Source organism: Pseudomonas fortuita, from assembly GCF_026898135.2.
Taxonomy (GTDB): Bacteria; Pseudomonadota; Gammaproteobacteria; order Pseudomonadales; family Pseudomonadaceae; genus Aquipseudomonas; species Aquipseudomonas fortuita.
In genome coordinates this window covers 3,341,551-3,359,462 of record NZ_CP114035.2, presented here as the reverse complement: position 1 = coordinate 3,359,462, position 17,912 = coordinate 3,341,551, and the positions used below count along the sequence as shown (strand labels likewise).

12 protein-coding genes are annotated in these 17,912 nt (G+C 64.3%); 6 read left to right on the top strand and 6 right to left on the bottom strand.

The genetic code is table 11. The annotated features are described in order from the left end of the window. Positions 1-25: 25 nt before the first annotated feature. Together OZ911_RS15410 and OZ911_RS15405 are read right to left on the bottom strand one after the other, a co-directional pair. Positions 26-3,154, bottom strand: coding sequence for a multidrug efflux RND transporter permease subunit (locus tag OZ911_RS15410; protein ID WP_023047178.1), 3,129 nt, complete (start codon positions 3,152-3,154; stop codon positions 26-28). Positions 3,155-3,165: 11 nt separating this feature from the next. Next, entirely contained in the window at positions 3,166-4,341 is a 1,176-nt protein-coding gene (locus OZ911_RS15405) for an efflux RND transporter periplasmic adaptor subunit (RefSeq protein WP_070086657.1), read from the bottom strand. A 271-nt stretch (positions 4,342-4,612) separates the two neighbouring features. Here OZ911_RS15405 and OZ911_RS15400 point away from each other — a divergent pair, with 271 nt between their 5' ends. Together OZ911_RS15400 and OZ911_RS15395 are read left to right on the top strand one after the other, a co-directional pair. After that, positions 4,613-5,314, top strand: a complete 702-nt coding sequence (locus OZ911_RS15400) for a response regulator (RefSeq protein ID WP_016487321.1) — start codon at positions 4,613-4,615, stop codon at positions 5,312-5,314. Between the two features lie 6 nt (positions 5,315-5,320). Beyond that, entirely contained in the window at positions 5,321-6,619 is a 1,299-nt protein-coding gene (locus tag OZ911_RS15395; protein ID WP_023047176.1) for an ATP-binding protein, read from the top strand. A 115-nt stretch (positions 6,620-6,734) separates the two neighbouring features. Here OZ911_RS15395 and OZ911_RS15390 read toward each other — a convergent pair whose 3' ends face one another. Genes OZ911_RS15390 through nfrB form a run of 4 tightly spaced genes read right to left on the bottom strand, consistent with a single transcriptional unit; the run spans position 6,735 to position 13,889 of the window. Continuing rightward, positions 6,735-7,826 (bottom strand): GGDEF domain-containing protein, encoded by a 1,092-nt coding sequence (locus OZ911_RS15390; protein ID WP_023047175.1) that lies wholly within the window; start codon positions 7,824-7,826, stop codon positions 6,735-6,737. Positions 7,827-7,873: 47 nt separating this feature from the next. Beyond that, a complete protein-coding gene (locus tag OZ911_RS15385; RefSeq protein ID WP_268968360.1) occupies positions 7,874-8,713 on the bottom strand; it encodes a DUF4434 family protein in 840 nt (279 codons plus the stop codon). Continuing rightward, positions 8,713-11,718: a phage receptor gene (locus tag OZ911_RS15380; protein ID WP_070086552.1), complete on the bottom strand. Its 3,006-nt coding sequence runs from the start codon at positions 11,716-11,718 to the stop codon at positions 8,713-8,715. The genes OZ911_RS15385 and OZ911_RS15380 overlap by 1 nt, the downstream gene beginning before the upstream one ends. Then, positions 11,715-13,889, bottom strand: a complete 2,175-nt coding sequence (gene nfrB, locus OZ911_RS15375; RefSeq protein ID WP_023049007.1) for a cyclic di-3',5'-guanylate-activated glycosyltransferase NfrB — start codon at positions 13,887-13,889, stop codon at positions 11,715-11,717. Before nfrB ends, OZ911_RS15380 begins: the two co-directional genes overlap by 4 nt. A 193-nt stretch (positions 13,890-14,082) precedes the next feature. Between nfrB and OZ911_RS15370 the strand changes: the two genes are divergently transcribed. The 4 genes from OZ911_RS15370 (at position 14,083) to OZ911_RS15355 (ending at position 17,909) form a co-directional block, all read left to right on the top strand. Next, positions 14,083-14,514, top strand: a complete 432-nt coding sequence (locus tag OZ911_RS15370) for a PACE efflux transporter (protein WP_016487315.1) — start codon at positions 14,083-14,085, stop codon at positions 14,512-14,514. Positions 14,515-14,695: 181 nt separating this feature from the next. Next, a complete protein-coding gene (gene ilvA, locus OZ911_RS15365; protein ID WP_023049006.1) occupies positions 14,696-16,255 on the top strand; it encodes a threonine ammonia-lyase, biosynthetic in 1,560 nt (519 codons plus the stop codon). A gap of 283 nt (positions 16,256-16,538) precedes the next feature. Then, positions 16,539-17,339 (top strand): WaaZ-like lipopolysaccharide core biosynthesis protein, encoded by an 801-nt coding sequence (locus OZ911_RS15360; protein WP_023049005.1) that lies wholly within the window; start codon positions 16,539-16,541, stop codon positions 17,337-17,339. 69 nt (positions 17,340-17,408) lie between these two features. Further along, a complete protein-coding gene (locus OZ911_RS15355) occupies positions 17,409-17,909 on the top strand; it encodes a methylated-DNA--[protein]-cysteine S-methyltransferase (protein ID WP_016487312.1) in 501 nt (166 codons plus the stop codon). Positions 17,910-17,912 lie beyond the last annotated feature (3 nt).

The window sequence follows — 17,912 nt, the reverse complement described above, 5'->3', positions numbered from 1 at the left end:
CCCATTTCACACGGGGCTTGTCCAGTCAGCTTTCGCTGACCCCGCCTTGTGCGTTGGCGTCACGCGCCTGACGCCGTCCCGCAAGGCGCATCACCACCACGAAGAACACCGGCACGAACACCACCGCCAACGTGGCGCTCAGCATGCCGCCAATCACCCCGGTACCAATAGCTTGCTGGCTGGCCGAACTGGCGCCGCTGGCGATGGCCAGGGGTACCACGCCGAGGATGAACGCCAGCGAGGTCATCACGATCGGCCGCAGGCGCAGGCGGGCGGCCTGCACGGCGGCGTCTGCGGCGTCCATGCCCTGGTCGACCAGGTGCTTGGCGAACTCGATGATCAAGATGGCGTTCTTTGCCGACAGGCCGATCAGGGTAATCAGGCCAACCTTGAAGAACACGTCGTTGGGCATGCCGCGCAGGGTCACGGCCAGCACTGCACCGAGCATGCCGAGCGGTACCACCAGCAGCACGGCAGTCGGGATCGACCAGCTTTCGTACAGCGCTGTCAGGCACAGGAACACGATCAGTAACGACAATGCCATCAGCATCGGTGCCTGGCTGCCGGACAAGCGCTCTTGCAGCGACAGGCCGGTCCACTCCAGGCCGGCGCCGGGCGGCAGCTGAGCCACCAGGCGTTCGATTTCGGCCATGGCTTCGCCCGAACTGTGGCCGGCTGCCGGCTCACCGGAGATCGACACCGCCGGGTAGCCGTTGTAACGGGTCAACTGCACCGGGCCGCTGACCCACCTGGCCTGCACGAATGCGCCCAGTGGCACCATCTTGCCGCTGTTGTTGCGCACGTGGATTTTCAGCAAATCTTCGACCTGGCTGCGCTGGTCGCCCTCGGCCTGCACCACCACCCGCTGCATGCGGCCTTGGTTGGGGAAGTCGTTGACGTAGCTGGAGCCCACCGCCACGTCCAGCACCGAGCCGATATCGGCAAACGACACCCCCAGGGCATTGGCCTGGCGGCGGTCGATTTCCAGCTGCACTTGCGGGCTTTCGGCCAGCGACGCTTCGCGCACGTTGGTCAGTACCTTGCTGTTGCCCGCATTGGCCAGCAGCGTGTCGCGGGCAGCCATCAGCGCAGCGTGGCCCATACCGCCACGGTCCTGCAGGCGGAACTCGAAGCCGGTCGACTCGCCCAGGCCGTCGATAGGCGGCGGCAGGACCGAAAACGCCACGGCGTCCTTGAGCTGGGAGAAGGCCGCGCTGGCACGGTCGGCAATCGACTGGGCGCTGTCGTCGGCACCGCGCTCGGACCAGTCTTTGAGGGTTGTGAAGGTCAGTGCCGCGTTTTGCCCGCTACCGGAGAAGCTGAAGCCGAGGATCACGGTGGTGTTGCCTACGCCGGGTTCTTCGGCGTTGTGTGCCTCGATTTGCGCAGCCACCTGTTCAGTGCGCATGCGGCTGGCCCCTGGTGGCAGCTGGATGTCGGTGATGGTGTAGCCCTGGTCTTCGGTGGGCAAGAACGCCGTGGGCAACTGGCTGAAGCCATAGCCCAGCACCGCCATTAGTACCGCGTACAGCAGCAGGTAGCGGCCGCTGCGCTTGAGCGCCTGTACCACCCAGCGCTGATAGCCGTTGCTCAGGTTTTCAAAACGGCGGTTGAACCAGCCGAAGAAGCCCTTGCGTTCATGGTGCTCACCCTTGGCCACCGGTTTAAGCAGCGTGGCGCACAATGCCGGGGTGAGGCTGAGGGCCAGGAATGCCGAGAACAGGATCGACACCGCCATCGACAGCGAGAACTGCTGGTAGATCACCCCCACCGAGCCTTGCATGAAGGCCATTGGCAGGAACACCGCCACCAGCACCAGGGTGATGCCGACGATCGCTCCGCTGATCTGGCCCATGGCCTTGCGGGTGGCTTCCTTGGGCGGCAGGCCTTCCTCGGCCATGATGCGCTCGACGTTTTCCACCACCACGATGGCATCGTCGACCAGAATGCCGATGGCCAGCACCATGCCGAACAGGGTCAGCACGTTGACCGAGAAGCCCATGGCCAGCATGACCGCGAAGGTGCCCATCAGCGCCACCGGCACCACCAGGGTGGGGATCAGGGTGTAGCGCAGGTTCTGCAGGAACAGGAACATCACCGCGAACACCAGCAACATGGCTTCGAACAGGGTGGTAATGACCTGCTCGATCGACACCTTGACGAACGGCGAGGTGTCATAAGGGATGTCGTACTTGACGCCTTCCGGGAAGTAACGCGCCAGGTCCTGCATTTTCGCCCGCACCAGGGTGGCGGTTTCCATGGCGTTGGCACCCGGCGAGAGCTGCACGCTGAACGCAGTGGCCGGCTTGCCGTTCAGCCGTGTGCCGTACTGGTATTCCTGAGCGCCGATCTCGACCCGGGCGACATCACCGACGGTGACCGTGGAGCCATCCAGGTTGGCGCGCAGGACAATGGCGGCAAATTCTTCGGGGGTGCTCAGCTGGCCCTTGACCACCACGTTGGCGGTGATTTCCTGGGTGTCGCGGCTGGGCAGGTCGCCGATACTGCCAGGCGCCACCTGGGCGTTCTGCGCCGCGATGGCCTCGGCCACGTCGTTGGGCGTGAGGTTGAAGCCGATCAGCTTGCCGGGGTCGATCCAGATGCGCATGGCGCGCTCCGAGCCGTACAGCTGGGCTTTGCCCACGCCCTTGAGGCGGCGGATTTCGTCCATCACGTTGCGCGCCAGAATATCCGACAGTGCAGTCTCGTCGAGCTTGCCGTCTTCGGAGGTGAGGGTGCCCAGCAGCAGGAAACCGGTGGACACTTTTTCCACCTGCAGGCCCTGTTGGGTGACCGGCCGCGGCAGGCGCGACTCGACCACCTTCAGGCGGTTCTGCACGTCGACCTGGGCCAGGTCCGGGTGGGTACCCGGGGCGAAGGTGGCGGTGATGGTGGCGCTGCCCAGGCTGCTCTGCGATTCGAAGTACAGCAGGTTGTCGGCGCCGTTGAGTTCCTGCTCGATCAGGCTCACCACGCTTTCGTCCATGGTCGCCGCAGAAGCGCCCGGGTACACGGCGTAGATTTCCACCTGCGGCGGAGCCACGTTGGGGTACTGGGCCACGGGCAGCTGCGGAATGGCCAGCGCCCCGGCCAGCAGAATGAACAGCGCGACCACCCAGGCGAATACCGGGCGGTCGATGAAGAATTGCGGCATGAATCAGGCCCTCACTGGCCGGTATGCTGAGCGATGGGTGCTACGCCGGGGGTTGTTTCAACCTGCACGTGGTCACCGGCCTTGACATGCTGCAGGCCCTCGACCACCACCCGCTCGCCAGCGGCCAGGCCCTCGCTGACAATCCAGCGGTCGCCTTGGGCGCTGCCGAGCACTACCTGGCGGTCGCTGACCCGGGCCTGCTGGTCGACCACCAGCACTTTGGGGACACCGGCGCTGTCGCGCAGGATGGCGCGCTGCGGCACGCTCAGGCCCTTGGGTTGCACCGCCTGTTCCAGGCGCACGCGCACGTAGCTGCCGGGCAACAGGTCGAGGTCCGGGTTGGGGAACTCGCTGCGCAGGGTGATCTGGTTGGTCGTGGGATCGACGCTGATGTCGGAGAACAGCAGCTTGCCTGGCAGCGGATAGGCGCTGCCGTCGTCCTGGATCAGCGTGGCGCGGGCCTGGCCGTCGCCCACCTGCTGCAATTCGCCTGCGCGCAAGGCGCGGCGCAGGGCATTGAGCTCGCGGGTAGACTGGGTGACGTCGGCGTGGATCGGGTCCAACTGCTGGATGGTCGCCAGCGGGGTGGTCTCGTTCTGGCCGACCAGTGCGCCTTCCGTGACCTGGGCACGGCCGATGCGGCCAGAAATGGGCGCTGTCACGGTGGCGTAGCCAAGGTCCAGGCGGGCACGCTCCAGGGCCGCCTTGGCGGCGGCCACTTCGGCGTCGGCTTGCAGGAAGCTGGCCTGGGCGTTGTCGTATTCCTGGCGGCTGACGGCCTTGTCGTCGACCAGCTCGCGGTAGCGCTGCTCCTGCAGACGTGCCTGGTACAGGGTGGCCTTGGCCTTGGCCAGGGTGGCGCGGGCGCTGTCATGGTCGGCCTTGAACGGCGCCGGGTCGATCAGGAACAGCACATCGCCCTGCTTGACGTCACTGCCTTCACGATACACCCGCTTGAGTACCACACCCGCGACACGCGCGCGCACTTCGGCGGTGCGCGGCGCCAGGATGCGGCCGCTGAGTTCGCTGCTGATGGCCAGTGGCTGCAGTTGCAGGGTTTCTACCCGCACTTGCGGGGTGGGGGCTTGCTCGTCTTGCTCGGCGCTGTCGCCACAGCCGGCCAGGGACAGGCTCAGAAACGCCATGAGCGCCACAGGGCGCAGGCGTGGGGGGAGGGTAGTAGGCATACGGATCTTCCGATGATGACCGGGGCAATGGTACGGCAGGTGTAGCCCGTGCGGCTGTTAATACCTGTAGGGCGAGTGTGAAAAAGTGTGAAGAACAATCCTTTCGAGCGGTTGGGTTCTATATTCTGCGCATACCTGTACTGGCCTCTTCGCGGGCTTGCCCGCTCCCACAGGTATTGCACAGGTTTCAGACTCTGTGCGGCCCCTGTGGGAGCGGGCAAGCCCGCGAAGAGACCAGTGAGGTCTACCACAACCTAGATCCCAAGCACCTATGCCGAATATTTTCCTGGTCGAAGACGACAGCGCCCTGTCCGAGCTGATCGCCAGCTACCTGCAACGCAACGACTTCCATGTCCAGGTGATCGCCCGGGGCGACCATGTGCTGGACGAATATCGTCGGCAAAAGCCCGACCTGGTCATCCTCGACCTGATGCTGCCGGGTATCGATGGTTTGCAACTGTGCCGCCTGCTGCGCCAGGAGTCGCAGAACCTGCCGATCCTGATGCTCACCGCCCGCGACGACAGCCATGATCAGGTACTGGGCCTGGAAATGGGCGCCGACGACTATGTGACCAAACCCTGCGAGCCGCGCGTGCTGCTGGCCCGCGTGCGCACGCTGCTGCGGCGCAGCAGCGTCAACGAGCCGCGGCTGGATAACGACCTGATCCTGATTGGAGGCCTGCGCATCGACCTGGCCGAGCGCACGGTCAGCTGGCGCGGCGAAGAGGTGGAGTTGTCCAGCGGCGAATACAACCTGCTGGTGGTACTGGCGCGCAATGCCGGAGAAGTGCTGAATCGCGACCGCATCTTGCAGCAGCTGCGCGGTATCGAGTTCAACGGCACTGACCGTTCGGTAGACGTGGCCATTTCCAAGCTGCGGCGCAAGTTTGACGATAACGCCGGCGAAGCGCGCAAGATCAAGACTGTGTGGGGCAAGGGCTACCTGTTCAGCCGCGTCGAGTGGGAGTGCTGACCGGCCATGCTCAAGATCCTGGTGCGGTTGTACCTGGTGATCATTGTCGCCTACGCCGGTGCGCTGCTGCTCATTCCTGACACCATCGTCGGCCTGTTCCAGGAGCGCTTCATGGCCTACAACCTGGACCAGGCCAAAGGCGTGCAATCGTTGATCGTGCGCCAGTTCCACCAGGCCCCGCGCGAGCAGTGGCCGGCCGTGGAGCAGGACCTGGCCCGTGCGTTCGCCCCGCTGGAAGTGAAGCTGCTGCGCATGGACCAGGCCGAACTGAGCGCGGATGAGCAGGCGCGCCTGGAACACGGCCAGTACGCCGTGCGCATTGCCGAGTGGGGCTACTACGAAACGGTGCTGGCACCGCTGGACAAGCAGTGGCTGGTGCGCCTGCATGCACCGCCAGACCCGCTGGACATCAATGTGTTGTCGTGGGGCGTGACCGTGCTGATCGGTGCGGCCATGCTGGGCTGCCTGCTGTTGTGGGTGTGGCCGCACTGGCGCGACCTTGAGCGCCTGAAGGAAACCGCCCGGCGCCTGGGCCAGGGGCAGATGGCCGAGCGCACACACATTTCGCCGCATTCCAACATTGGCGAGTTGGCCGGGGTGTTCGACACCATGGCCAGTGACCTGGAGCGCCATGTCAACCAGCAGCGCGAGTTGCTCAATGCGGTGTCCCATGAGCTGCGCACGCCGCTGACCCGCCTGGACTTCGGCCTGGTGCTGCTGTTCGACGAAGTGCCGCCGGCCAGCCGCAAGCGCCTGCTGGAACTGGTGGGGCATGTGCGTGAGCTGGATGAGCTGGTGCTGGAGCTGCTGTCCTACAGCCGCCTGTATAACGCCGACCAGGCCCGCGAGCGGGTCGAAGTGTCGTTGCTGGAACTGGTCGACAGCGTACTCGGCGGTTTTGCCGAAGAGCTTGATGGCCGAGGTATCCAGTGGGAAGTACGGGCCGAGGGCAATTTGCCCCGGTTTGTGCTGGACCCACGGCTGACGGCGCGGGCGGTGCAGAACCTGGTGCGCAATGCCATGCGCTATTGCGACGAAAGCCTGTTGTTGCGCTTGCGGCTGGAGGACGATGGCGCCTGTTTGCTCACGGTTGAAGATGACGGGATCGGCATACCGGTGGAGGAGCGGGAGCGGATTTTCCAGCCGTTCTACCGGCTGGATCGCAGCCGCGACCGCAACACCGGCGGGTTTGGCCTGGGGCTGGCGATCAGCCGGCGAGCGATCGAAGGCCAGGGCGGCACCTTGACGGTGGCGCAGTCGGCGCTGGGCGGGGCGCAGTTCAGGATTCGCTTGCCTGCGGGGTGATGGGTGGCTGTACCGGCCTCTTCGCGGGTAAACCCGCTCCCACAGGTACGCCACAGCGTTCAAAATCTGTGCGGTCCCTGTGGGAGCGGGTTCACCCGCGAAGAGGCCGGGCCTGCTAACCCTGTTCCGCCAACTGTGTAGTCCACAGCACGACCCGGTCTTTGCCGGTGTGCTTGGCTTCATACAACGCCTGGTCGGCGCGGACCAGCGCTGTGGTCAGGCTGTCGCTCCGGTCCACCCGGGCCAGGCCTATGCTGATGGTTACCGGATGCTCGCCCTTGTCCTCGCGCACCCGTTGGCACAGCGCCGCCACCTGCTGCTCGGCACCCTGCTGGTCCAGCCCTTGCAGGAAGATCGCGAACTCTTCACCGCCCAGTCGGGCAAATGCATGACCGGCCATGCTCGCCTTGATATGCAGGGCCACGCGTTTGAGTACCTCGTCGCCGACGTCATGACCGAAGAGGTCATTGACCCGCTTGAAGTTGTCGATATCGATCATCGCCAGGTATTGCCCGGACGAGGCCATGCGCAGCTGACGGTCGGCCTGGGCCATGAACGACCGGCGGTTGGGAATGTCGGTCAGGGCGTCTATGTAGGCCTGCTCCAGCAGCACCTTGGACAGGTAGAAGTTGTGCAGCTTGGCTTGGCGGATTTGCAGGTAGCTGTAGCTGACCAGGCCGCTGAGAAACACTGCGTAGCTGATCAACATGGCGCCTTCGACCGCGTCCGGCTCCATGCGGGTGTGGTAGAACGGGCTGAGCATCACCCAGGTGATGGCCATGGCGCAGAAAAATGACCAGCGCCGCACCGGCAGCACCGACATGGCATACAACACGGTGGAGACCCCGAGGATCAGCCACACCGGGCGCAGGGCCACCGGGAGGCCTTCGATCACCAGGCGCATGCCCAGGGTGATGACGGTGATGAACAGCAGGTTAAGTACATCAAAGTGGTGGCTGCGGTGTGTGAAACGCAGCACCACGGTCAGGCTGCCGAGCAAGGCAATGAACACGCATGACAGCCAGGTGAAACCTTGGCCACCGAGGAAGCTGACGATAAGGTCGAAGACCAGCCAGATCAGGAGACTGATGCAGAACACCAACAGGCAGAACGGGCGCATGGACTCGAATTCGTGCTGGCGGAACTCGGCGCGCAGGGCGGCGGGGGCGACCTGTTTGCGTACGTGTTCCTCGATGGTCTTGAGCATGGAGGAGCTCCTGGGGGTACTGCTTTGCCAGGGCCAGCCCTGGCGACTCAATTCTGTGGCAAAACACCCCGGGCCCAGGGCCGGTAGCGCAAGTCAAACACCGCCTCGAGATGGCACCCGCCAACCAGCGTCGGCTCGGCAGGCTCAGCCCTGAATGCCTGACCTGGCACACTCACCTGGCGAAACGCCTCGCGCACTACACCTATTCGGCACGGCAAGGCCTGTTCGTAACCCTGGCGCACCAACGGCGGTAATCGCCCGGTGCCGGCGCCATCCTGCCACCACACAGTCAAGCCCAGGCCTGCCAGTTGATCCAGCCAGGCGCCATTGACCCGGGGCGACAGCTTGCCTGCGCTGAAGGCACTGATGTGCAGAGGCTTGTCCAGTTGGCGGTTGAAGGCCTGTAACTGGCTGTACAGCGCTTCGCGACGCGCGGGGTCGCGAAAATGCTGGTCGTCCAGTTCCATGGGCAGGTACCAGCCCTCCACCGGCAATTGCCAGGCCTGACGCAGTTGCTGGTACTGGCTGAGTGAGCGCCCCAGCTGCGCTTTCCAATAGCTGTTCAGGCCCTCGCCGTCCAGCTCATCCAGGCGTTTGTAGTAGGCGGGGTCCATGTAGAGGCCCAGCACCAACCGCAAGCCTTGTGCACGGGCGCTGCGCAGGCTGCTGGCCAGCCAGCCTTGGGCGCCGCCGAAGTCGCTGTCGCCATAGGCGCTCCATTGCACGATCAGGGTGTTGCCGCCCTGGGCCACGGTGTCATGCCACAGTTGTTGCCACTGGGCGGGGGTGACAGTGGCATCGCGGTTGAGCGGTTGGTAGAACAGGCGCTGATCGGCGGTGGCAGGCAGGCACACGGCAAACAGGCAGATGGCGAGGAGCGTACGCATCAGAAGGTCATCTCCGCACCGACCAGCACGCCGTTGGCGCGCTGGTAAAGGTTGCCGCCCAGCGACTGCTGGTACTCGGCACGCACTTTCAGTGAGCCACGGTAGGCGTTATAGCGATCGTCATCAAACCACCATTGCCAGCGCACGCCAACCCCGGCCCGGGTGTCCTGACGCCAGTCGTTGCTCGGATCCTGGCTGGAAAATTCGACAAAGCCATAGGGCATGAGGGTTTGCGGGGAGCTGCCGGGCAACTTCCAGGCGTGGCCTTGCTGGTAGCGTGACAGCCAGGCGTGGTCCCCGGCGCGGGTCCACCAGGCCGCGTCGAGGTAGAGGAAGCGCTCGTTCCAGTCGTCTTCATCCACACGCCAGTCATTGCGCCAGTCGCCCTGGTCGAGGAACGAGGCGGTGGCGCGTAGCAGCAGGTCGTTGCTCGATTCGGCATTGTGGCGCAGATCGCCCCAGTTGCCGCCGACCTTGGCCGGGCTCAGCAACTGGCCAAGGCTCAGGCCGCGGTAGTGCGCTTCGTCGATCTGCCGCTGGTGGTACAGCTCGGCGTACAGGTTGAGGTTGGCCTGGCCGAGCGGCTTGTAACGCAGGCCGACCCCGGTGCCCATGCTTTGCGCATAGTCGGTGCGGCTCTGGCCACCGAACAGTACCCGGCCATACACCGACAGCGTGCTGCCGTTGCGGCTGGGTTCTTCGCCCAGGGCATGGTCCCACATGGCTAACTGCACGTTCTGCGATTGGGCACGGCGTGAGCTGCCGCTGCGCTGGCCGTTGTCGAGAAACTTGTCGTTGGTCGAGGTGCCGGCGGGTGACCAGGTGCTGGCCAGGGTGATGGTGTCACGCCGTGACAGGCTTTCGTGGGCACGGCGCTGGCGGTATTTGCGGGCTTCCAGGCTGCCGTATTCATCGTCACCGGCGACCAGGTTCTGCTCCACATCGAGGATGCGGCGCAGTTCGCTGCGGGCTGAGGCGCTGTCTTCAGCTTCGTCGTAGCGCAAGGCCAGGGTTTCGCCGAGGCGATAGTCCTCGGGGAAGTCGTGGGTGGCACGCGTCAGGTAGGGGATCGACTGGCGGCGCTGGGCCTTGTCTGTCGAGCCGGCCAGGCGCATGCCGTAGTCGGCGCGGTAACGCGGCTGATCGGGGGCCAGGCGCACGGCTTCGGCGAGCCAGGCCATGCTCTGGGCGCTGTCGCCGGCCAGCTGCGCGGTGCTGGCCGCGGCGTAGTAGTGGTCGGCTCGTGGGCTGCTTGCCAGTGCCTGGCGCTGACACCCCAAGGCAGCCTGGTAATCGCCTTGGCGCTGGGCAATGGCTGCGCCCAGTGCCCAGTCATCGGCGCTGTGGTGTGCGGCAGCGTCCCAATAGCGGCGGGCCGCGTCAGCGTCGCCTGCGTCTAGCGCGCCACCGGCGGCCGTGAGGCGGGCGTTGTCGGTCCAGGCGCTGTCCGGCAGGCTGCGCCAGATAGGCAGCGCGGCTTCGGAATCGCCGGCCGCTTCAAGTGCATAGGCCAACGCCAGGCGGTTGCCGGCGTCGCCCAGGCGTTCGCCGGCCTGGTAGTAGACCACCGCTTCACCGGGTTGGTCGGGCATGGCGCAGCGGCCCAGGGCGCGGTACTGGCCGGGCTCGCGGGGGGTGGCCGGCACCGCCTGGCGAACGGCGTCGCACTGGCCGGCCTCGGCCAGACGGCCGAGCAACTGGGCACGGGTACTGGCATCGACCCGGGGGATCAGGCCGAGCATGCGGTGGCTGTCCAGCGGCCCATCGTTGCGGGCAAACAGGTTGCCCAAGCGCTGCAACAGCGATGGGCTGAGGCGGCCCTGACGGCGATCGTAGGCCTGTTCCAGCAGTTGCCGGGCGTGTCCGGCCTGGCCCTGTTCCACCAGCAGAAACGTAGCTTGCTCCAGTGCGGCCAGGTCGCCACTTTGCCGGTAGCGGTTTTCCCATTCGCTGGCTGTGCGCGGTTGTGGGGGTTGCGGCGGGTCGCCATACAGGCGTTGCTTGAGCACGGCGTAGGCGCGTGTGTCGGTAGTGGGTGTGCAGCCTTTGAACTGTTCGCGGGCCAGGTTCGGGTCATGGCGTGACAGCCAGTCGACGGTGTCCAGGCAGGGGCGCTGCAGGTCGTTGCTCAGGCGGCGCACCAGTGCCGCATCATCACCTTCGCGGGCCAGCTCCCACAGCTGTTGACGCTGGTCGGGCTGATTCAGCTGATCGGGCGACAGCGACTGCAACCAGCGCTGGGCTTGCTGGTTGTGACCCACGGCGATAGCGCGGTTGGCCATGGCCAGGCGCGCCTGATCCGCCGCTTGAGGGGAGGGCACGCTGGCCAGCAGCTTGCTCAGCCCTTTTTCGTTCACCTGCTGGACATAGGCATTGGCCAGGCGTTGCCAGGCTTCGGCGGGCAACTGGCCCTTGTCGGCGAGCGGCTGCAGTTGCTCGATGGTTTCCTGCCAGTTGCGTAGTTGTTCGGCGAAGTTGGCCCGAGCCAGGCGCAATACCTGGCCGTCACCCCTGGGGGGCAACTGGCTGAGCCAGTCCAGCGCCTTACCCGCACCGCCGAATTTGGCCAGGCTCAGGCTGTAGGCCTGCCACAGGCGCACGCGCTGATTACCCTCACTGGCCGCCAGCCATTGTTCCACCTGGCTGGCGGGCGGTGGGGCCTGTTCGATCCAGGTCAGGCGCAGTTCCAGCAGGGCGTCCGCGTATTCGGGGCTGCCGCCCAGCTGTTCGGCCTGCGCTTGGGCTTCCTTGTAGCGGCGTTGATGGGCCAGGGCCTCTACCAGCAGTGCGCGGGCCTCGTCGTTGTTGGGCACTCGCCCCAGCACGTGGCGGGTCAGGCGCTCCACCTCGGCCCAGTTGTCTTTCCTGGCTTCGCGATAGCTGCGGTCCATGAACGGGAAACTGGTGAACCGCTGGAAGTCGGTCATCGGCGTCGAAGCCGCAACAGGCAGGGCGGCGGCGCACAGCAACAGGCCAGTAAAGGTGAGGGAAACGCGCGGCTTCATGCCACCTCCCGGGTCAGATCAATGGCGGCCTGCTGTTCACTGGCCTGTTCGATCAGGGCCTGTTCCAGCACCTGCTCGGTGATGATGCCGCGGGCAATCAGGTGCTCGCCGAGGCTTTGGTGTTCGGGGTCAAAGTCGATCAAAGCCTGGTTGAACAGGGTCACAGGGACCATGCCGCGCACCTGCAGCAGCGCGCCGAGCATGACCTGGTGATGGCTAACCCGTTCCAGCAGCGCCTCATTGTCCTGGTGGCGTTCAAGCACGGCCAGCATGGCGCGGGTTTCTGGCTTCTGCCAGGGACTGGGGTAGTGATAGCGCAGGCCCAGTGTCACACGGCCCTGAGGCGCCAGGCGTGCTGTGACCGGGCGTTTAAGGTGGCGGCTGATCACCCCCAGCGAGACTTGGCTGACAGGGCTCTCGCTGGCCAGGATCAGCGTGTCACCGTCTTCGTCTACCGGCAGCACCGCATAGTGGGTGGCCAGCTTGCGCGGCAGTTTGGCGATCAATTGCGGGTCGAGCTTGAACGGGTTCAAGGGCGCCCAGGGCAAGTCCAGCTGCTCGGCCAGGGTGGCCACCAGTTGCTCGCTGGTTACCCAGCCACGCAGCAGCAGTTCGCGTCCCAGGCGCCGGCGTACCGGGCTGGTGAGTGCCTGTTGCAGCTGTTCGTCATTGATCAGCCCCTTGGCCACCAGACGCTGGCCCAGCGGCGTGCGGGCAGGGGCGGCGATGGCGGGAAATTCATGGGTGGTCTTGTCCCAGGCCACGCGGCGCGAGTCACCCATTTCCATCACCTGGCGCAGGGCCCGCAGGTTGGCGAAGAAGTTGACGAAGTTGCTCCACATCATCCGCGGTGCCGACAGCAAACCTTCGCCGATGCCGTAGAAACGGGTGACGAACCAGCCCCGCTGGAACAGGCGGTTCAACAGCAGCAGCCCGTTCAGCCACAGCAAGGTGGACAGCAGCCAGCTGTCGCTGAGGATTGACATGAAGCGCCATGCATCCGGCGCAATCACCGTCACCAGCCACATGGCCAGCAACACCAGCAACAACAAGTTGACCAAAAAGCTCAGCAGATAGGCGAACAGCCCACGGCGGTCGCGCCAGAGGAAGTAGTTGAGCGCCCCTGTGCGGCTCCAGCCGAGGTTGCTGGTGCCTTGGAACACGATACCCACGATCCAGCGCGACTTCTGCCGGATGGCATGCTGCCAGTCACGCGGGAAGTGCTCGCGCACGCAGATCACCTGCGAAAACGCCCGGCTCATGCCCGGACGCCATTCCTGCCTCAGGGTCAGTGCCGGGTCGGTGATGGAATAGCGGGCAAAAATGCACTTCATGCCCTTTTGCTTCAGCCGAAAGCCAATGTCGTAGTCTTCAGTAAGGCTCTGGACGTCGAAGGCAATGCCGTCGCCGTCCTCCAGCAGCGCGCCGATGGCCCGGCGGCTGAAGCAGGTGCCGACGCCGGCGCTGGGCACCTGACCGGTCAGTGCTTCGCGGACGATGACGTCCTTGCCGTGGTTTTCGGCAAATTCGTCGACATAGTGGCCGGCGGTAAAGCCTTTCCATTCCGGTGCGTAGGGATAGACCGGGATCTGGATCATGTCCTTGTTCGGCAGCAGGTAGTTGAACAGCCGCAGCTCCATGGGCGAGATCACGTCTTCGGCGTCATGCAGGATGAAACCGGCAAACTCGATGCCAGCGTCCTGCTGGAAGCGCAGCAAGGCGTCGATGATGTTGTTCAGGCAGTCAGCCTTGCTGGTGGGGCCAGGGCGAGCGCACACCACTTTGTGCACGTTGGGGTAATGCAGGCACACCGCGTCCACATCGGCCTGGGTTTGTGGGTCGTTGGGGTAGGTGCCGACGAAGATCTGGTAGTTCTCGTAGTCGATGGTCGAGGCTGCCAGGCGAGCCATTTCACCCACTACGCCGACTTCGTTCCAGGCCGGGACCATGATGGCCAAAGGTTTTTCCGGGACTTCGAACAAGCGCTTCTCGTCGGCCCTTTGATGCTTGTCGTATATGCGAAAACGCCGTATCAACTTGCGCCCCCAGTAGCACAGGTCGATGAACAGGTCGTCCAGGCCGAGCAGGAACATCAACGAGGCAAGCATGATCGCCAGGATCTTCAGACCGAATAGCACATAGGTGAGAAAATCGATGAATGCCAGGCTCATGGGGCAGTCACCGGCACGGCAGAGTGGGCCATCGTCCTTATCCTCGCTCGGTTCCCTCGACGAAGTTGTACAAAATGACGCTATTTGTACGGGGTAAATACAAGCAGCCGAACGCGCTGTTGTCCAAATTTCGGGCTTTTTCTTGTGGGCCACATCTTGTAGTTTTACAGGTCGTTTACCCAGGGAGCTGAACATGCAAGGCAAGGCCCGCAAGATCGTCCAGGCCATTCTTTACGAAGCCATCGCCGTCGCCTGCGTGGCGCCTGCGCTGGAGCTGGCGTTTGGCGCCGGCATGGCGCAGTCGGCGGTACTGTCGGTGCTGATGTCAGGCATCGCGATGAGCTGGAACATGGGCTACAACTGGGTATTCGAACGCTGGGAAGCGCGCCAGCGCCAGCGTGAGCGCACCTTCATGCGGCGCTTGCTGCATGCCTTGGGCTTCGAGGGCGGGTTGGTGGTGATCCTGCTGCCACTGGTGGCGTACTGGCTGGATGTGAGCCTGTGGGCGGCGCTGCTGACCAACCTGGCGCTGTTCGTGTTCTTCTTCGTTTATGCCTTTGCCTTCCAGTGGGGCTTCGACAAGGTGTTCGATGTGCCGCTTTCGGCGCAGCAGGCCAAGTGTTGACTTTGTGCCGCACTACCGGCTAAGTTCCTACCCCATGAATACCTTCCCGCATGTGAACGCCATTATTATTACCGCCATTATCAGCTTGGCGGGCTAGCGCGTACGTGCACCTGACCCGCCCTGGAGGCGGGTTTTTTCTCTCTGACTCCTGGGCAACGTGAAAACAGCCAAGGAGTCATTGATGACCAGTTTCAGCGTCCCTCGTACTACCGTCACCCCCCAGCAACTGCTGTCGGAGCAGGTGCGGCGCATTCTGGCCGCGCCGGTGTACGACCTGGCCATCGAAACGCCCCTGCAAGCGGCGCCTGCGCTATCTGCCAGCCTGGGTAACCAAGTGTTGCTCAAGCGCGAAGACCTGCAGCCTACCTTCTCGTTCAAGATCCGCGGCGCCTATACCCGCCTGTCGCGCCTCAGTGCTGTGCAGCGTGAGCGTGGGGTAATCACCGCCTCGGCGGGCAACCATGCCCAGGGCGTGGCTCTGGCAGCGTCGCACCTTGGCATGAAGGCGACCATCGTCATGCCGACCACCACGCCGTCACTGAAGGTGGAAGGGGTGCGTTCGCGCGGCGGGCATGTGGTGCTGCACGGTGAGAGCTTCCCACACGCTTTGGCCCACGCGCTGAAGCTGGCCGATAGCGAAGGCGCTACTTTTGTGCCGCCCTTCGATGACCCGGACGTGATCGCCGGGCAAGGCACCGTGGCCATGGAAATCCTGCGTCAGCACCCGGGCGCGCTGGACGCCATTTTTGTACCGGTGGGCGGTGGTGGGCTGATCGCTGGTATCGCCGCCTACGTGAAGTACCTGCGCCCAGAGGTGAAGGTGATCGGCGTCGAGCCGGAGGACTCCAACTGCCTGCAGGCCGCCCTGGCCGCCGGGGAACGGGTGATCCTGCCGCAGGTCGGCACCTTTGCCGACGGTGTAGCGGTGGCGCAGATCGGCGCCCACTGCTTCGAGCTGTGCCGGCATTTTGTCGACGAAGTGGTAACCGTCAGCAGTGACGAGCTGTGCGCGGCAATCAAGGACATCTACGACGATACCCGCTCTATCACTGAGCCGTCCGGTGCCCTGGCCGTGGCCGGGATCAAGAAGTACGTGGCACGTGATGGAGTGCAGGGGCAGACACTGGTGGCCATTGACTCCGGGGCGAATGTGAATTTCGACCGCCTGCGCCACGTGGCCGAACGGGCTGAATTGGGCGAGCAGCGCGAGGCGATCATTGCGGTCACCATCCCTGAGCAGCCAGGCAGCTTCCGCGCCTTCTGCCAGGCACTGGGCAAGCGGCAAATCACCGAATTCAACTACCGCTATTACCCCGGCAAGGAAGCGCGGCTGTTCGTCGGGGTACAGACCCACCCTGTGCACGACCCGCGTGACCAGCTGCTGGCCAACCTGCGCGAGCAGGGTTACAGCGTGCTGGACCTGACCGACAACGAGCTGGCCAAACTGCATGTGCGTCATACCGTGGGTGGCCACGCAGCGCCAGGTGCTGATGAGCGGGTGCTGCGCTTCGAGTTTCCCGAGCGGCCAGGGGCGCTGCTGGGCTTTCTGGAACGGCTGGGCAAGCGCTGGAACATCAGCCTGTTCCATTACCGCAACCACGGGGCGGCGGAGGCCCGGGTATTTGCTGCGCTGGAGGTGCCGGGCGATGAGTTGGCGGGCTTGCCGTTGGCGCTGAATGAGATGGGGTATCGGTATTGGGATGAGACTGACAACCCGGCGTACAAGCTGTTCCTGGGCTGACGGCTGACCCACACCACTATCGGGGGCCGCTGGGCGGCCCCATCGGGTTTGCTGATTCACCGTGGGGGAACAATCACCGGGCCAAGGTGGTCTGCTGTGAAGGCTGCAGCGGGACCCGGCGCCATTAAGCCGTTACTGTCCGGGCACTGTGTAGCCTCTCGCAACCGCGACACAGGGACGTGGCGGCCGATTAGGTTCAGTTAGGTAAAGTTGGGTAAATGCGGCCACGGCCTATACACGGACCAGTATTGTGGTTTGTACTGTCCAGTTAAAGATGACATTGATGAACACACTTCCGTCGCAGCCAAGTGCTGAACGCGGGGCGTTCTCCAGTTTTGAGGCGTGTCGCAACTCCCGGCAGGGCCCCGTGGTGATCCTTGCCTCCGGCGCTTCTGCCAAGCATTTTCCGCTGGGCGAATTCGCACATCTGCCCATCATTGCCATGAACGGTTCAGTTTCGATGACCGCCGAGCACGGTATCCGGCCTTTTTTCTATGTATGTACCGACAAAAGCTTCCCCAAGCAACAGCCGGGCTTGTTCGCCACGGCGTTGCGTGACAGCGAGCGCCTGGCGCTCTGGCCCGAGCAGTATGCCGGGGCCGATGTGCCCGCCGACACCGAGTGTTACGCCTTGCGCAAAGCCGACACGCCGGGCCTGCTGGACGGTTTGCGTGGCCATGGTGACAGCTGCGTTTGCAACCGCGCACTGTGGAGCAAACGCAGCCGCTCGATTGCCTTCAGCAAAGACCTGGGCCATGGTTTTTTCGATGCCCGCACAGTGGCGTATGTGGCGTTGCAGCTGGCTTATCACCTTGGCTTTGAAGAAGTGTTGCTGGTCGGGGTAGATCTCGATCAGCGCGTTGGGCGCTTCTACGAGAACGGCCAGGGGCAGTGTTCGCCGTGCGGGCTCGACCAGCATTGGGAGAGCCGTATCCTGCCGTCGTTGGCGCTGATGGCAAGGGAAGTGCTCAACGAGCATTTCCATGTCTACAACCTGTCGGCGAGGTCGCGCATTCCTGCCGACCTGATCCCCAAGGTCAACCTCAGCCAGGCGCGGCACATTGCCGGCTGTGCAATTACCTGAGCAAGAAAGCGGGTGCATGAGGAACTGTGGATGCGTACAGTAGGTTGATCGCCATCTGCGGAGCCCGCTATGTCCAGCGCTTTCACGTTCATGCAATCGCCCGTCGGCACCCTGACCCTGGTGGCCCGCGGCGAGTGCCTGGCAGCCGTACTGTGGGAAGAGGAACGGGAAAACCGCGTGCGGCTCGGTGCCTTGCACCGTGACGACCAGTGCCCGGTGCTACTGGACACCGCGCGGCAGCTTGGCGAGTATTTTGCCGGCAAGCGCCAGCGCTTCGAGCTGGCACTGGATTTTGCCGGTACCGAGTTTCAGCGCCAGGTGTGGGCCGCGCTGCTGGCAATACCCTTTGGTGAAACCCGCAGCTACGGCGACATCGCCCGGCAGATCGGCAACCCCAGCGCGGTGCGAGCGGTAGGCGCTGCCAACGGCCGCAACCCGATCTCGATCATCGCCCCGTGCCACCGTGTGATCGGTGCCTCGGGCAGCCTGACAGGCTTTGCCGGTGGCCTGGCGGCCAAGCAGTATCTGCTGGCGCTGGAAGGTCGGCAAAGCCTGGCATTGGACTTGTAGGCG

Bases quoted from the DNA above. Each gene is read 5' to 3' on its own strand.
- OZ911_RS15380 (WP_070086552.1), bottom strand. From the start codon at position 11,718: ATGAAGCCGCGCGTTTCCCTCACCTTTACTGGCCTGTTGCTGTGCGCC.
- nfrB (WP_023049007.1), bottom strand. From the start codon at position 13,889: ATGAGCCTGGCATTCATCGATTTTCTCACCTATGTGCTATTCGGTCTG.
- OZ911_RS15360 (WP_023049005.1), top strand. From the start codon at position 16,539: ATGAACACACTTCCGTCGCAGCCAAGTGCTGAACGCGGGGCGTTCTCC.
- OZ911_RS15370 (WP_016487315.1), top strand. From the start codon at position 14,083: ATGCAAGGCAAGGCCCGCAAGATCGTCCAGGCCATTCTTTACGAAGCC.
- OZ911_RS15410 (WP_023047178.1), bottom strand. From the start codon at position 3,154: ATGCCGCAATTCTTCATCGACCGCCCGGTATTCGCCTGGGTGGTCGCG.
- OZ911_RS15390 (WP_023047175.1), bottom strand. From the start codon at position 7,826: ATGCTCAAGACCATCGAGGAACACGTACGCAAACAGGTCGCCCCCGCC.
- OZ911_RS15405 (WP_070086657.1), bottom strand. From the start codon at position 4,341: ATGCCTACTACCCTCCCCCCACGCCTGCGCCCTGTGGCGCTCATGGCG.
- OZ911_RS15385 (WP_268968360.1), bottom strand. From the start codon at position 8,713: ATGCGTACGCTCCTCGCCATCTGCCTGTTTGCCGTGTGCCTGCCTGCC.
- OZ911_RS15400 (WP_016487321.1), top strand. From the start codon at position 4,613: ATGCCGAATATTTTCCTGGTCGAAGACGACAGCGCCCTGTCCGAGCTG.
- OZ911_RS15395 (WP_023047176.1), top strand. From the start codon at position 5,321: ATGCTCAAGATCCTGGTGCGGTTGTACCTGGTGATCATTGTCGCCTAC.
- ilvA (WP_023049006.1), top strand. From the start codon at position 14,696: ATGACCAGTTTCAGCGTCCCTCGTACTACCGTCACCCCCCAGCAACTG.
- OZ911_RS15355 (WP_016487312.1), top strand. From the start codon at position 17,409: ATGTCCAGCGCTTTCACGTTCATGCAATCGCCCGTCGGCACCCTGACC.